Source organism: Pseudomonas sp. JC1203 (assembly GCF_056175065.1).
Genome location: NZ_JBWCAM010000006.1, coordinates 224,492 through 239,529 on the forward strand (window position 1 = coordinate 224,492; position 15,038 = coordinate 239,529).

16 protein-coding genes are annotated in these 15,038 nt (G+C 63.4%); 11 read left to right on the forward strand and 5 right to left on the reverse strand.

The features are described from left to right. Window positions 1-97: 97 nt before the first annotated feature. Genes arsC through AC0SZ7_RS11835 form a run of 5 tightly spaced genes read left to right on the forward strand, consistent with a single transcriptional unit; the run spans window position 98 to window position 2,976 of the window. Window positions 98-451, forward strand: a complete 354-nt coding sequence (gene arsC / locus AC0SZ7_RS11815; RefSeq protein WP_475504558.1) for an arsenate reductase (glutaredoxin) — start codon at window positions 98-100, stop codon at window positions 449-451. Next, window positions 448-1,053, forward strand: a complete 606-nt coding sequence (gene wrbA, locus AC0SZ7_RS11820) for an NAD(P)H:quinone oxidoreductase (RefSeq protein WP_475504559.1) — start codon at window positions 448-450, stop codon at window positions 1,051-1,053. Before arsC ends, wrbA begins: the two co-directional genes overlap by 4 nt. Then, window positions 1,046-1,462, forward strand: coding sequence for a DUF2069 domain-containing protein (locus tag AC0SZ7_RS11825; protein WP_475504560.1), 417 nt, complete (start codon window positions 1,046-1,048; stop codon window positions 1,460-1,462). Before wrbA ends, AC0SZ7_RS11825 begins: the two co-directional genes overlap by 8 nt. Then, on the forward strand, window positions 1,463-2,134 hold the full coding sequence (locus tag AC0SZ7_RS11830) for a DNA-3-methyladenine glycosylase I (protein ID WP_416426423.1): 672 nt from the start codon (window positions 1,463-1,465) through the stop codon (window positions 2,132-2,134). A gap of 8 nt (window positions 2,135-2,142) precedes the next feature. Further along, complete coding sequence (locus AC0SZ7_RS11835; protein WP_475504561.1) at window positions 2,143-2,976, forward strand: SMP-30/gluconolactonase/LRE family protein; 834 nt, start codon at window positions 2,143-2,145, stop codon at window positions 2,974-2,976. A 78-nt stretch (window positions 2,977-3,054) separates the two neighbouring features. Here the strand turns inward: AC0SZ7_RS11835 and ttcA are convergent, their stop codons facing one another. Then, window positions 3,055-3,879 carry a tRNA 2-thiocytidine(32) synthetase TtcA gene (ttcA, locus tag AC0SZ7_RS11840; RefSeq protein ID WP_475504562.1) on the reverse strand — a complete coding sequence of 275 codons (825 nt, stop codon included), beginning with the start codon at window positions 3,877-3,879 and terminating at the stop codon, window positions 3,055-3,057. A gap of 213 nt (window positions 3,880-4,092) precedes the next feature. On the opposite strand from ttcA, the gene AC0SZ7_RS11845 reads away from it, so the two are divergent. Both AC0SZ7_RS11845 and AC0SZ7_RS11850 read left to right on the forward strand, forming a co-directional pair. Continuing rightward, complete coding sequence (locus AC0SZ7_RS11845; RefSeq protein WP_475504563.1) at window positions 4,093-4,692, forward strand: Yip1 family protein; 600 nt, start codon at window positions 4,093-4,095, stop codon at window positions 4,690-4,692. An 83-nt stretch (window positions 4,693-4,775) separates the two neighbouring features. Then, complete coding sequence (locus tag AC0SZ7_RS11850) at window positions 4,776-5,270, forward strand: SprT family zinc-dependent metalloprotease (RefSeq protein ID WP_475504564.1); 495 nt, start codon at window positions 4,776-4,778, stop codon at window positions 5,268-5,270. Between the two features lie 55 nt (window positions 5,271-5,325). On the opposite strand, the gene AC0SZ7_RS11855 is transcribed toward AC0SZ7_RS11850, so the two are convergent. The 3 genes from AC0SZ7_RS11855 to AC0SZ7_RS11865 form a co-directional block, all read right to left on the reverse strand. Beyond that, window positions 5,326-6,642, reverse strand: coding sequence for a dicarboxylate/amino acid:cation symporter (locus tag AC0SZ7_RS11855; RefSeq protein ID WP_475504565.1), 1,317 nt, complete (start codon window positions 6,640-6,642; stop codon window positions 5,326-5,328). Between the two features lie 387 nt (window positions 6,643-7,029). Next, window positions 7,030-8,376, reverse strand: coding sequence for an ATP-binding protein (locus tag AC0SZ7_RS11860; protein ID WP_475504566.1), 1,347 nt, complete (start codon window positions 8,374-8,376; stop codon window positions 7,030-7,032). Continuing rightward, on the reverse strand, window positions 8,373-9,050 hold the full coding sequence (locus tag AC0SZ7_RS11865) for a response regulator (protein WP_475504567.1): 678 nt from the start codon (window positions 9,048-9,050) through the stop codon (window positions 8,373-8,375). The genes AC0SZ7_RS11860 and AC0SZ7_RS11865 overlap by 4 nt, the downstream gene beginning before the upstream one ends. A gap of 193 nt (window positions 9,051-9,243) precedes the next feature. Here AC0SZ7_RS11865 and AC0SZ7_RS11870 point away from each other — a divergent pair, with 193 nt between their 5' ends. Both AC0SZ7_RS11870 and AC0SZ7_RS11875 read left to right on the forward strand, forming a co-directional pair. Then, entirely contained in the window at window positions 9,244-10,035 is a 792-nt protein-coding gene (locus AC0SZ7_RS11870; protein WP_475504568.1) for a dienelactone hydrolase family protein, read from the forward strand. 87 nt (window positions 10,036-10,122) lie between these two features. Continuing rightward, window positions 10,123-10,830, forward strand: coding sequence for a 4'-phosphopantetheinyl transferase family protein (locus AC0SZ7_RS11875; protein ID WP_475504569.1), 708 nt, complete (start codon window positions 10,123-10,125; stop codon window positions 10,828-10,830). 4 nt (window positions 10,831-10,834) lie between these two features. Here the strand turns inward: AC0SZ7_RS11875 and fhuF are convergent, their stop codons facing one another. After that, the gene (fhuF, locus tag AC0SZ7_RS11880) at window positions 10,835-11,512 is read right to left on the reverse strand and encodes a siderophore-iron reductase FhuF (protein ID WP_475504570.1); all 678 of its coding nucleotides are present in this window, start codon (window positions 11,510-11,512) and stop codon (window positions 10,835-10,837) included. Window positions 11,513-11,561: 49 nt separating this feature from the next. On the opposite strand from fhuF, the gene AC0SZ7_RS11885 reads away from it, so the two are divergent. Continuing rightward, complete coding sequence (locus AC0SZ7_RS11885; RefSeq protein ID WP_475504571.1) at window positions 11,562-11,915, forward strand: hypothetical protein; 354 nt, start codon at window positions 11,562-11,564, stop codon at window positions 11,913-11,915. 86 nt (window positions 11,916-12,001) lie between these two features. Continuing rightward, window positions 12,002-14,881, forward strand: a complete 2,880-nt coding sequence (locus AC0SZ7_RS11890; protein WP_475504572.1) for a ribonucleoside-diphosphate reductase subunit alpha — start codon at window positions 12,002-12,004, stop codon at window positions 14,879-14,881. Window positions 14,882-15,038 lie beyond the last annotated feature (157 nt).

Consider the following 15,038-nt stretch of genomic DNA (forward strand, 5'->3'; position numbering starts at 1 on the left):
TACCTTCCTTAAGTGCTGCCAAAAAGGCGGCGAGCGGTTAGACACCGCCCGCCACACGGTTAGAATAGCCCCCACTTGACTCAAGGTGCGACCGCAAATGACCGACCTGACGCTTTACCACAACCCGCGCTGCTCCAAGTCCCGTGCCGCGCTGGAACTGCTGCAGGCCCGCGGCCTGGAACCCACCGTGCTGAAATACCTGGAAACCCCGCCTGACGCCGCCGCCCTCAAGGCCGTGCTGGCCAAGCTGGGCCTGCACGCGCGCGCCCTGCTGCGCACCGGCGAAGACGAATACAAGGCCCTGAACCTGGCCGACGCCACCTTGGGCGAAGACCAGTTGATCGCGGCCATGGTGCAGCACCCACGCCTGATCGAACGGCCCATCCTGATTGCCGGCGACAAGGCCGCCATCGGCCGCCCGCCCGAGAAAGTGCTGGAGATCCTGCCGTGACCCAACCGTACATCCTGGTGCTGTTCTACAGCCGCAGTGGCGCCACCGCGCAGATGGCCAAGCACATCGCCCGGGGCGTGGAACTGAGCGGCATCGAGGCGCGCCTGCGCACCGTGCCGCCGGTGTCGGCCGACCACGAAGCCACCGGCCCCAGCATCCCCGAGCACGGCGCCCCGTACGCCAGCATCGACGACCTGAAGAACTGCGCCGGCCTGGCCATGGGCAGCCCTACCCGCTACGGCAACATGGCGGCGCCGCTCAAGTACTTCCTCGACGGCACCAGCAGCCTGTGGCTGAGCGGCGCCCTGGTGGGCAAGCCGGCCTCGGTGTTCACCTCCACCGCCAGCCTGCACGGCGGCCAGGAAACCACCCTGCTGTCGATGATGATGCCGCTGCTGCACCACGGCATGCTGATCAGCGGTATTCCCTACAGCGAATCGGCGCTGCTGGACACCCGCGGCGGCGGCACGCCCTACGGCGCCAGCCACCACGCCGGGGCCGACAGCAAGCGCGCCCTGGACGAGCACGAGATAGCCCTGTGCCGCGCCCTGGGCCAACGCCTGGGCAGCATCGCGCAGAAACTGGAACCTGCGCGTGGCTAAACGCGCCAAGGTGCTGCCCAGCGTCGACTGGCTGCAACCCCGGGTTCGGGCGGCGCGCTGGCTGAGCCTGGCGTGCTTCCTGGGCTTCATGGCCCTGCTGTGCGGCTACTACCTGCTGGTGGCCGACCTGCATGGCGCCCGCCCGTGGGTGATTCTGCTGATCGAACTGGTGCCGCTGCTGCTGCTCACCCCAGGCATGCTGCTGGGCAGCCCGCGCGGGCACTCGTGGACCTGCTTTGCGGTCAACCTGTACTTCATCAAGGGCGCCCTGGCCGCCTTCGACCCCAACCGTCAGCTGTTCGGCCTGCTGGAAATGGCCGCCAGCCTGGCGGTGTTCACCAGCGCCCTGTTGTATGTGCGCTGGCGCTTTCAATTGAATCGGAAACTGGCCGGAGAGGGCCTGGTGTGAATGCAGGACTACAAGTGGCTACACGAATACTGCCTGAACCGCTTCGGCTCGGCGCAAGCACTGCAAGACCATCTCCCCGACGCGAAAACCCCGGCGCAACTGCGCAAGATCCCCGCTGACCGCTACCTGTCGACCATGGCCCTGCGGGTGTTCCGCGCCGGCCTCAAGCACAGCCTGGTGGACGCCAAGTGGCCCGCCTTCGAGCAGGTGTTCTTCGGCTTCGACCCGGAAAAAGTGGTGCTGATGGGCGCCGAGCACCTGGAGCGGCTGATGCAGGACACGCGCATCATTCGCCACTTGGGCAAGCTCAAGAGCGTGCCGCGCAACGCCCAGCTGATCCTCGACATCGAGCATGAGCACAAGAGCTTCGGCGACTTCATCGCCGACTGGCCGGTGACCGACATCACCGGCCTGTGGCAATACCTGGCCAAGCACGGCAACCAGATGGGCGGCCTGTCGGCGCCGCGCTTCCTGCGCATGGTGGGCAAGGACACCTTCATTCCCACTTGGGACGTGGTGGCCGCGCTCAACGCCCAGGGCATCGTCGACAAGGTGCCCAGCAGCAAGCGCGACCAGGCCAAGGTGCAGGAAGTGTTCAACCAGTGGCAGGCCGAAAGCGGGCGGCCCATGTGCCAGCTGTCGGCGATGCTGGCCTATACCGTCAACCATTAAGGACAATGATGAAGCTCAAATCGCTGTTGTTACTGGCGGGTATTCCCGTCGCCTGCGGGTTAGGTTTCCTTGCCTGGCAGCACTACTGGCCGGTGCAGGCAGCCGCTGGCTGGAGCACGCGGCTGGTCTACGACAACGTCGAGAAGGCCGCCGGCCTGGGCCTGGACGGCGCCAACGTGCTGGTCACCGAGGAACTGCGTGACGACAAGGGCCGCCTCAGCAGCATCGCCCCCGACGGCACCCGCACGCTGATTGTCGACGGCCTGACCAAGCCCGACGGCCTGGCGCCGTTCCTGGGCGGCCACGCCTTCAGCCAGGAGTTCGACAACAAGCCGGTGCAGCTGCTCAAGGACGGCAAGGTCACGCAGCTGTTCATGGGCCGTGACGTGCAGGGGCTGAAAGCTGACGGGTACAAGCTGTACGCCATCGAGGACCGCCACGACGACGGCCGGCTGATGCGCTACGACGCCACCGACGGCTCGCTGACCGTGCTGCGCGACAAGCTGGCGCAAACCGAATCGGTAGAGATCTGCCCGGGCGGCAAGCTGCTGTACACGGTGAAGAAGGAAGGCGTGATCCGCCAGTTCGACGAATCGGGTAAAGACCCGGTGTACGTCGACGGCATCACCAACCCCACGTTCATCCTGTGCGACAAGCGCGGGCTATGGATAGTGGAAGACCAGACGCACCTGGCGCGGCTGTGGCTGCGCACGCCGGATGGTAAGCTGCAGGTGATTCTGTCGCACCTGCGGGCGCCGCAGGAGTTGCTGCCTACGGGCGACAACACGTATCTGCTGGCCGAGGGCGGGCGTAACCGGGTGATCGAGCTGAAAGCGCATTGATCTGTGGGAGCTGGCTTGCCAGCGAGTTTTTGGGGGCACCCGAAAAGCTCGCTGGCAAGCCAGCTCCCACTGAAACAATCAGATGTTCACCACATTCAACACCCGCGAAGGCGCGCTTTCATCAATCGCTAGGTTGACGAAATCAAACAGGTTGCGGTCCGCCAGCTGCGACGGCACCACGTTCTGCAGGCCGCGGAAAATGCTCTCGGTACGCCCCGGGTGCTTGCGCTCCCACTCCACCAGCATGTCCTTGACCACCTGGCGCTGCAGGTTTTCCTGCGAGCCGCACAGGTTGCACGGGATGATCGGGAACTGTTTCAGGTCCGAGTAGGCCTGGATGTCCTTCTCGTTGCAGTACGCCAGCGGGCGAATCACCACGTTGCGGCCGTCGTCGGCGCGCAGCTTGGGTGGCATGGCCTTCATGCTGCCGTTGAAGAACATGTTCAGGAAGAAGGTCTCGACGATGTCGTCGCGGTGGTGCCCCAGGGCCATCTTGGTGGCGCCGATCTCGTCGGCAAAGGTGTACAGCGTGCCACGGCGCAGGCGCGAGCACAGCGAGCAGGTGGTCTTGCCCTCTGGAATCAGCTCCTTCACCACCGAGTAGGTGTCTTTCTCGACGATGTGGTATTCCACGCCCAGCTCTTTGAGGTAGGCCGGCAGCACGTGCTCGGGGAAGCCTGGCTGCTTCTGATCCATGTTCACGGCGACGATGTCGAACTTGATCGGCGCAACCTTCCGCAGGTGCAGCAGCACGTCGAGCATGGTGTAGCTGTCCTTGCCGCCCGACAGGCAGACCATGACCTTGTCACCGTCCTCGATCATGTTGTAGTCGGCGACGGCTTCGCCCGCCAGCCGGCGAAGGCGTTTCTGCAGTTTGTTCTGGTTGACCGAAAGGGTGCCCATGGCGCTTGAAATCCGCGTGGTGAGACGAAAAGCCGGGCATTTTACCTGTAAAGCCGGCGCGGGGGTACGGTATCTGGTCAACTGACCCCACCATCCGGGCAAATACTGCAAAGTGATTACAACAGCCCTCTAGAGCGCGATTTGCTCTAAAACTGCCGACATCTGCGCCCTATACTCCCGTGTGAAGCTGTAACTACCGTAGGAGTAGCTGGCATGATCCATCACGTCGTGGGGTTGTTCACCCATCCCGATCAAGAATGGCACCAGATCCGTGGCGAGGAAGAATCCATCGGCCACATGTACCTCACTCACACCCTGATATTGGCGGCGATACCGCCCATATCGGCGTTCATCGGCACCACCCAGGTGGGCTGGGTGATCGGCAACCGCGCGCCGGTGATGCTCACTCTGGAAAGCGCCATCTGGATGACGGTGATGTCGTACGTTGCCATGCTGGCCGGCGTGGCGGTGATGGGCGCGTTCATTCATTGGATGGCCCGCACCTACGACGCCAGCCCCAGCCTGGCGCGCTGCATCGCCTTCGCCACCTACACCGCCACCCCGCTGTTCATTGGTGGCCTGGCGGCGCTGTACCCACACTTGTGGCTGGGCATGATGGTGGGCACTGCGGCCATCTGCTACACCGTGTACCTGCTGTACGTGGGGCTGCCGACCTTCATGAATATCCATGCCGATGAAGGTTTTCTGTTTTCCAGCTCCGTGCTGGCGGTGGGCCTGGTGGTGCTGGTGGCGATCATGGCGTTCACCGTGATCATCTGGGGCCTGGGCGTAGGCCCGGTCTATACCAACTGAACAGCGCTGGCCGCCCGGCGACGGGCGGCTCGGCATGCCCGTGTGGTTGCGGCATAATCGGCACATATGGAGTGTCGTCTAGCATGCCCGAAGTACTCAATTCCCGCGTCGAATCCTGTTTCCAGCAAGCCGAAGCCTTCTTCAAACGTTCCTTCATTCGCCCCCAGGTGAGCTTCAAGCTGCGCGGCCAGAAAGCCGGCGTCGCGCACCTGCACGAGAACCTGCTGCGCTTCAACCCGCAGCTGTACCGCGAGAACAGCGAAGACTTCCTGCGCCAGACGGTGCCCCACGAGGTGGCCCACCTGGTGGCGCACCAGCTGTTCGGCGACCGTATCGCGCCCCATGGCGAGGAATGGCAGCTGATCATGCGCGGCGTGTACGAGCTGCCGCCCAACCGCTGCCACACCTATGAGGTGAAACGCCGCCGGGTGACGCGCTACATCTACCGCTGCCCCTGCGCCGACAGCGACTTCCCGTTCAGCGCCCAGCGCCACACCCTGGTGCGCCAGGGCCGGCGGTACCTGTGCAGGCGTTGCCGGCATACGCTGGTGTTCACCGGCGAAACCCGCGTCGAATAACCCGCAGGCATAAAAAAACCCATCCGAAGATGGGTTTTTTCGTTTGCGCCAGCGCTTAACGCGGGGCGTCGACTACCACGGCGTCGTGGGCTTCAGCCACTTCGATGGCAGTAGGGCCTGCGGCCAGCTGCGCTTTCATGGTGTCTTCATCCAGCTCGCCTACCCACTTGGCAACCACCAGGGTGGCCACGGCGTTGCCGACCAGGTTGGTCAGGGCGCGGGCTTCGGACATGAAGCGGTCGATACCCAGAATCAGCGCAAGGCCGGCAACCGGCAGGTGGCCAACGGCCGACAGGGTGGCGGCCAGCACGATGAAGCCGCTACCGGTAACGCCCGCTGCGCCCTTGGAAGAGATCAGCAGCACGGCCAGCAGGGTCAGCTGGTGGAACAGGTCCATGTGCGTGTCGGTAGCCTGGGCGATGAACACCGCGGCCATGGTCAGGTAGATGGCGGTGCCGTCTAGGTTGAACGAGTAGCCGGTAGGAATCACCAGGCCAACCACCGACTTCTGCGCGCCCAGGCGCTCCATTTTCACCAGCATGCGTGGCAGGGCCGATTCCGACGAGGAAGTACCCAGCACGATCAGCAGCTCTTCACGGATGTAGCGCACCAGTTTCAGGATGCTGAAACCGTGGAAGCGCGCGATCGAGCCCAGCACCAGCAGCACGAACAGGATGCAGGTGATGTAGAAGCAGATCATCAGCTGGCCCAGTTGCACCAGCGAGCTCACGCCGTAGGCGCCGATGGTGAAGGCCATGGCACCCAGCGCACCCAGGGGCGCCAGCTTCATGATCATGCTGATGATGTTGAACATCACGTGGGCGAAGCGGTCGATCAGGTCCAGCAGCGGCTTGCCGTAGGCGCCCAGGCGGTGCAGGGCGAAACCGAACAGCACGGCGAACATCAGCACTTGCAGGATGTCACCGGTGGCGAAGGCACCGACGATGGTGTTGGGGATGATGTTCAGGAAGAACGCGATCACGCTCTGGTCTTTACCGGCGGCCACGTAGGTGGCGACCTTGGAGGCGTCCAGGGTGGCGGGGTCGATGTGCATGCCGTTGCCCGGGCCAACCACGTTGACCACGACCAGGCCGATCAGCAGGGCGATGGTGGAGACGATTTCGAAGTACAGCAGCGCGTAGCCACCGGTCTTGCCCACGGCCTTCATGCTTTCCATGCCGGCGATGCCGCTGACCACGGTGCAGAAGATGATGGGGGCGATGACCATTTTGATCAGTTTGATGAACCCGTCGCCCAATGGCTTCAGGGTTACCGCGGTGTCAGGGTAGAAGTGCCCCAACGCGATACCGATGATGATCGCGACGATCACCTGGAAATACAGCGATTTGTACAGTGGCTGACGAGTCGTCATTGCAAGTTCCTCAAGTGCATCGCCTGGCATCCATTCCTGTGATGCACACGACACCTAAAGCACGAACCCTCCTGTACTGGAGGGATTTATTGTCGAGCTGCGCGCGGCAGACCTTGCCAGTTGTATCGCAAGGGGCGTGCCAGGTCGCGCGCCAAGGCGAATGTTCAATGATTGTGGGGGTTGGGTGCCATCATGTTAGCCACTACTGGAGGAACTGCATGGCGGCTTTCCGCCATTTCCCCCGGACAACTTCCGCCACATGGCGGGTTTCCGCCGCAATATCGCGTAACGGCTGGACGCAGCCTGGCGGCAGCTGCTACGCCTTACCTGTAGCAGCGGCCAAAGGCCGCGTCACGGGCCACCACCTACCTAAAGGTATAGCCCACTTCAGAGCGGTTTAAAGCGCACCCGAAACGCCGCCCCACCCAAAGGCGAGTCATCCAGAATCAACTGCGCGTCGTAGCTTTCGATGATGTCCTTCACCACCGCCAGGCCAATGCCCTGCCCCGGGTTCTGCCGGTCCAGCCGCTCACCCCGTTGCAGGATGCGCGCGCGCTGGCTCTCGGGCACGCCCGGGCCGTCGTCCTCGATACTCAGCTGGGTGCCGAACTCGCCAGCGGCCAGGCTCACCCGCACCTCGCCCAGGCACAGGCGGTAGGCGTTCTCCAGCAGGTTGCCGAGCATCTCCAGCAAAGCGCCCTCCTCCATTGGCACCTGGGCAGAGTCGGCCAGGTGCAAGGTCACGCTCACGCGCTTGTCGCGGTACACCTTGGCCAGCGTGCTGCACAGGCTGTCCAGCAGCGGCTTGAGCAATACCTGGTGGCGCACCAGGCCACTCTTGCGCAGGCTGGCGCGCTGCAGCTGGTAGCCGATCTGTTGGCTCATGCGTTCGATCTGGCTTTGCAGAATACGCGCCTGCTCGATGTTTTCCGGGCGCTGGGCGATGGTTTCGCTCACGCCCTGCAACACGGCCAGCGGGGTTTTCAGGCTGTGGGCCAGGTCGCCCAGGGAATCGCGGTAGCGCCCGCGCTGCTCGCGCTCGCTGCTGAGCAGGCGGTTCAACGAGCCGGTCAGGCGCAGCAGCTCGCGGGGGTGGCGCTCGCTGAGGCTCTCGCGCTCACCGGACTCGATCTCGTCCAGTTCCGAGCTCAACCGCCGCAACGCGCGCAAGCCCCAGGTCAGGCCGCCCCATAGCAGTACCAGCAACGCCAGCAAGGCGGCGCCGAAGCCCAGCGAGAGTTTTTCCCGCAGCCCCGACAGAATCTGCTTGTACTCTTTCACCGGCTGCAGGGCGACGATGCTGTAGGCGGCGCTCTTGCCCCCCAGCAGCTTCACCTCGACGTCGTAGACAAAATACTCGTCGCCGTTGTGCTCGTGGATATGCGCGAACTGCGCGCCCAGGCCGTCATAGCGGGGCATGTAGTTGATACTTTGCTCGGTGGTGGCGCGTGAACGCCACACCAGGTTGCCCTGCCGATCGTAGATGTAGCCCAGCAGGCGGCTGTCGGGCAGGTTGAAGCGTTCGTCGGGCAGCAGGTCGGGCATCTGCAACTTGCCGTTTTCTACCCGCGCGGCGGAGATCAAGGTGGTGACGTCCGACGCCAGGCGCTGTTCGATGGACTCGCGCAACGCCAGGCTGAAGGTGCTCTGCAACGCGGGCAGCAGGCCGAGCATGAACAGCACCGCCAGGATAAAGGCAGCCAGCATCAACCGTACGCGCAGCGATCGAATCATTTACACCGCTCGGTGAACAGATAGCCCAGCCCGCGCACCGTCTCGATGGGCTTGAACCCGTTGGCGCCTTCAAGCTTGCGGCGCAGGCGGCCCACCAGCACCTCTATGACGTTCGGGTCGCGCTCGTCGTCGTCCGGGTACAGCTGCTCCATCAGGCGGTCCTTGGCCACCACCTGCTGGTGGTGACGCATCAGGTATTCAAGAATGCGGTATTCGTAGGCGGTCAGGGCCAGGGGCTGCTCGTCCAGGCTCGCCTGCTTGCGGTTGAGGTCCAGCAGCAGGGGGCCGGCGACGATGGTCGACTGGATGAAACCACTGGAGCGGCGCAGCAGGGCGTTCAGGCGCGCTTCCAGCTCTTCGAACTGGAAGGGTTTTACCACGTAGTCGTCGGCGCCGGTAGCCAGGCCCTCGACCTTGTCCTGCCAGTTGCCGCGGGCAGTGAGGATCAGCACCGGGAAGGCCTTGCCGTCGGCGCGCAGGCGGCGAATCAACTCCAGGCCGCCCATGCCGGGCAGGCCCAGGTCCACCACGGCCAGGTCGTGGTTGTACTGCGAGGCCTGGTACAAGGCTTCCTCGGCATTGGCCACGGCCTCCACCACATGACCGCTCTCGGTCAGGCGGGTATACAAGTGGTGCCGCAACAGCGCCTCATCTTCTACCACCAGCAGTTTCATAGTGCTCCCCGGTTGGTGCCCTGCTTTGCGGGCCGCCGTGTTACCTCATCCGAATGACGGCACCAGGCGCTTGCACGAACAAGCCCCGGCGCCAAGAGTGTACCTGTAACAAGCTTAGTCAGGCAGCGCTGAACCCTTACTGAACCAGCCATGGTCTAGGCTGAGCTGACTGCTTATTCAAGGAGCCACGAACATGCGTGTACTGCTGATGTGCCTGCTGCTGGCGGCCAGCACCCTGGCCCAGGCCGAAATCAAGACCCAGGAACTGCACTACAAGGACCTCAACGGCACCCCGCTGGTGGGTTATTTTGCCTACGACGATGCCATCCAGGGCCCACGCCCCGGCGTGGTGGTGGTGCACGAATGGTGGGGCCTCAACGACTACGCCAAGGCCCGCGCCCGCGCCCTCGCCGCCCTGGGCTACAGCGCCCTGGCCATCGACATGTACGGCAACGGCAAGAACACCGAACACCCGAAAGACGCCATGGCGTTCATGCAGGAGGCTTCGGCCAACGCCCAGGTCTCCAGCGCCCGCTTCGACGCCGGCGTGCAACTGCTTAAACAGCAGCCGCAAACCAACCCGGCGAAAATCGCCGCCATCGGTTACTGCTTCGGCGGCACCGTGGTGCTCAACGCCGCCCGCCACGGTGCCACCCTGGCCGGCGTGGTCAGCTTCCACGGTGGCCTGGCCGCCAAGACCCGTGCCACCAAGGGCAGCGTGAAAACCCCGATACTGGTGGAGCACGGCGAACTGGACAGCATGAGCACGGCCAAGGATGTGGCCGACTTCAAGACCGAGATGTCCACCGCCGGCGTCAACTACCAGTTCGTGGTGCAGCCGGGGGCCAAGCATGGCTTCACCAACCCCGACGCTGACCGCCTCGCCCACGGCGACCATGGCGGCCCGGACATTGGCTATAACAAGGAAGCCGACGAAAAATCGTGGGCGGACATGCAGGCGTTCCTGAAGAAGGTGTTTGGTTGACCCGGGCGCGGCCTGTAGCAGCGGCCGCAGGCCGCGTCCCGCCCCACCCCAAACATGCGCCATGAGCATTTATGGCAAACTACGCCAATGAATTCGCCCATCGCCTGCTGCACCGCCCCCCACGCCCACTGGCCCCTGCCCTTTGCCCTGCCCGGCGTGGTGCTGGCCAGTAACCGCTTCGACCCCAAGGCCCTGGCCGCCGATGATTTCGCGCGCGCCGGCATCCAGCCGCCCGCCAACATCCAGCGCTCGGTAGCCAAGCGCCAGGCCGAATTCCTGGCAGGCCGCCTGTGCGCGCGCAGTGCGTTGCAGCACCTCGCCGGCCTTGAGCACGTTCCTGCCATCGGCGACGACCGCGCGCCCATCTGGCCTGCCGGCATCAGCGGCTCCATTACCCACGGCACCGGCTGGGCCGGCGCCATCGTCGCCCGCAGCGGCGATTGGCAAGGCCTGGGGCTGGACATGGAAACCCTGCTGGGCGATGAGCGCGCCACGCGCCTGGCCGGGGAAATCCTCACCCCCGCCGAGCTTGTGCGCATGGACCCGGCCGAGGTGTCGCTGGCCGTGACGTTGACCTTCTCCATAAAGGAAAGCCTGTTCAAGGCGCTGTACCCCATCGTCGGCCAGCGTTTCTATTTCGAGCATGCCGAGGTGGTGGAATGGGACGTTGCAGGCAAGGTGCGCATGCGGCTGCTGACGGACCTCTCCGAACAGTGGTGCCATGGGCGGGAGATAGAGGGGCAGTTCGCGCTGGAGAACGATCATCTGCTGAGCCTGATCGCAATCCAGGCCTGACGCCCTACGCCGTCAACAACGGGCAATGCTCGCAGTGCCCCACCCAGTCCACCTTGTACGCCAGGCAGCAGCTGCGCCGTTGCCGCTTGCCATCCGGCAAATAGCGCACCGGCTCATATAAAGGGTTGCTGCGCCCATCCGCCGACTTGCGCGAATGCAGCAGCGCCAACGCCGGCCCCACCGCCACGCCCAGCGCCTGCAGGCGCACCGTGGCCTGCTCCAGGTAATCCCCAGCGTTGCCCCACAACACCGCCGTCGGCACTTCGCCATACGCGCTCAGGCGCTCGATGAACGGCCGCAGGCTGGCCTGTACCACCGGCTCCAGTGATTCATCCACCTCACCAGGCTCGCCCTCCTCCAGCAGCTTCACCGCCAGCGGCAAGCCACGCTCGTTCAGCACCAGCCCCAACTGGTCCAACTGCAGCGGCAGGTACCAGCCATGCACCAACTGGGTCACCAGAATGGCGGGCCACCAGTGCATGAAAAAATACTTCGACCACTGGGAAACCAACACCGGCTTCTGCTCATCGAACAGCGGCTGCCCATAGATGCGTAAAAGTGCCGCATCCAGCTCGCCGGCCTGCAAGGCGTGGTGCAGTGGCTGCGCTGGGCGCGGGTCGTCCACGGGCAACAGGCCCTGTAGGAAAGCGGCATACGGGCCGTGGGCCCAATCGTGGTTCATCGTCACTCCGGTAGCGCCTGCAGGGGCGCCACGGGAAGCCGTCGGGCGCTTGAAACAACAGCATGCCAAAAACGTGTCGGTGGCTGTGTTTTTTTGTGTTAGGGTGCGCGCCCGCAAAAAACCGGGAGGCATTTTCGCCACCAAAAAAAGCCGGACAAATGGTCTCGGCGGCGTGGGACGCGGCCTACGCGGGTTACGGGGTTTCTCCCACAAATTACCCACAACTTATCCACAGCGCCATCGTATTGCAAAGTTGGTGGAGGGGCCTTATCTTGTATGGATTGCTCGGCAAACCACTACATGTTGGGTTTTTGAGGTCCTTGCCAACCACATTTATTACGCTAACCTCAAGCCGTTTTTGCCAAAAATTTTTTTTCTAACGCCCCATATTTTTGCTCTTTAACGCTCCCGAACGGATCCAGCACGACCCAGGGTCGACTGCTGGATTTTTCCGTTTGCGAGTCAAGACTTTTCCTCATGGAGAAACCGATGCAGACCGACACAACTCGCGAGAACCCAGCGGGCAAGGCGCCCCAGGCTACAGAGTCCAACCTGGACCTGAACGCCACCGCGCCAGGCCAGCTTCGCGTGATCAAGCGCAACGGCACCGTCGTCGCCTACACCGACGACAAGATCACCGTCGCCATCACCAAGGCTTTCCTCGCAGTTGAAGGCGGCACCGCCGCCGCCTCGTCGCGCATCCACGACACCGTGGCGCGCCTGACCGAGCAGGTCACCGCAACCTTCAAGCGTCGCATGCCTTCGGGCGGCACCATCCACATCGAAGAAATCCAGGACCAGGTAGAACTGGCCCTGATGCGTGCCGGCGAGCAGAAAGTGGCCCGCGACTACGTCATCTACCGTGACGCCCGCTCGAAAGAACGCGCCGTGCGCACCACCGCCGAAGCCCCGGTCGATGCCCACCCAAGCATCCGCATCACCCTGGCCGACGGCAACCTGGCGCCGCTGGACATGGGCCGCCTGAACACCATCATCACCGAAGCGTGCGAAGGCCTGGCCGAAGTCGACGGCGACCTGATCCAGCGCGAAACCCTGAAGAACCTGTACGACGGCGTGGCGCTGAAAGACGTCAACACCGCCCTGGTAATGACCGCCCGTACCCTGGTGGAGCGCGAGCCGAACTACTCGTTCGTCACCGCCCGCCTGCTGATGGACACCCTGCGCGCCGAAGGCCTGGGCTTCCTGGAAGTGGCCGAGAGCGCCACCCACCACGAAATGGCCGACCTGTACGCCAAGGCCCTGCCGGCCTACGTGGCCAAGGGTATCCAGTTCGAACTGCTGAACCCGGTGCTGGCTGAATTCGACCTGGTGAAACTGGGCAACGCCATCAACCACGAGCGCGACCAGCAGTTCACCTACCTGGGCCTGCAAACCCTGTACGACCGCTACTTCATTCACAAGGATGGCGTGCGCTTCGAACTGCCGCAGATCTTCTTCATGCGCGTGGCCATGGGCCTGGCCATCGAAGAGAAGCAACGCGAAGACCGTGCGATCGAGTTCTACAACCTGCTGTCGTCCTTCGACTACATGGCCTCGACCCCGACCCTGTTCAACGCCGGTACCCTGCGTCCGCAGCTGTCCAGCTGCTACCTGACCACCGTGCCGGATGACCTGTCGGGCATCTACCACGCCATCCACGACAACGCCATGCTGTCCAAATTCGCTGGCGGCCTGGGCAACGACTGGACGCCGGTCCGTGCGCTGGGTTCGTACATCAAGGGCACCAACGGCAAGTCGCAAGGCGTGGTGCCGTTCCTGAAAGTGGTGAACGACACCGCCGTGGCCGTGAACCAGGGTGGCAAGCGCAAGGGCGCTGTCTGTGCCTACCTGGAAACCTGGCACCTGGACATCGAAGAGTTCATCGAACTGCGCAAGAACACCGGTGATGACCGTCGTCGTACCCACGACATGAACACCGCCAACTGGATCCCTGACCTGTTCATGAAGCGTGTCTTCGATGACGGCAAGTGGACCCTGTTCTCGCCGAACGAAGTGCCAGACCTGCACGACCTGACCGGCAAGGCCTTCGAAGAGCGCTACGAGTACTACGAAGCCCTGACCGAGTACAACAAGATCAAGGTGTTCAAGACCATCCAGGCCAAAGACCTGTGGCGCAAAATGCTGTCGATGCTGTTCGAAACCGGCCACCCATGGTTGACCTTCAAGGACCCATGCAACCTGCGTTCGCCGCAGCAGCACGTGGGCGTGGTCCACAGCTCGAACCTGTGCACCGAGATCACCCTGAACACCAACAAGGACGAGATCGCGGTCTGCAACCTGGGCTCGATCAACCTGCCGAACCACATCGTCGACGGCAAGCTGGACACCGCCAAGCTGGAACGTACCGTCAACACCGCAGTGCGCATGCTCGATAACGTTATCGACATCAACTACTACTCGGTGCCACAGGCGAAGAACTCCAACTTCAAGCACCGTCCAGTCGGCCTGGGCATCATGGGCTTCCAGGACGCGCTGTACCTGCAGCACATCCCGTACGGTTCCGATGCAGCCGTCGAGTTCGCCGACAAGTCCATGGAAGCGGTCAGCTACTTCGCCATCCAGGCTTCCTGCGACCTGGCCGACGAGCGCGGCGCCTACGAGACCTTCCAGGGTTCGCTGTGGTCCAAGGGCATCCTGCCACTGGACTCGCAACAGATCCTGATCGAAGCCCGTGGCCAGAAGTACATCGACGTCGACCTGAACGAATCGCTGGACTGGGCCCCGGTCCGTGCCCGCGTGCAGAAAGGCATTCGTAACTCGAACATCATGGCCATCGCACCGACCGCCACCATCGCCAACATCACTGGCGTGTCGCAGTCGATCGAACCGACCTACCAGAACCTGTACGTGAAATCGAACCTGTCGGGCGAATTCACCGTGATCAACCCGTACCTGGTTCGCGACCTGAAAGCCCGCGGCCTGTGGGACTCGGTCATGATCAACGACCTGAAGTACTACGACGGTTCCGTGCAACAGATCGAGCGCATCCCGCAAGAGCTGAAAGACCTCTACGCGACCGCCTTCGAAGTGGAAACCAAGTGGATCGTCGACGCTGCCAGCCGTCGCCAGAAGTGGATCGACCAGGCTCAGTCGCTGAACCTGTACATCGCCGGCGCCTCGGGCAAGAAGCTGGACGTGACCTACCGCATGGCCTGGTACCGTGGCCTGAAAACCACCTACTACCTCCGTGCCCTGGCCGCGACCAGCACCGAGAAGTCGACCATCAACACCGGCAAGCTGAACGCCGTGTCGAGCGGTGGCGACAGCGCACCCGTGCAGGCCGCTGGCCCAGCACCCGTGCCAAAGGCTTGCGCCATTGACGAGCCGGATTGCGAAGCTTGCCAATAAGGTTTAGCTAGCAACACGAAAAGGCCAACCTTCGGGTTGGCTTTTTTGTGCCCGCTATTTCATACCCCGTAGCAGCGGCCGCAAGGCCGCGTCACGCCCCCCCTCTTCACCTGGCCCCCGCCAGCACCCACCTCGAACCCAACCGCGACACACAGCC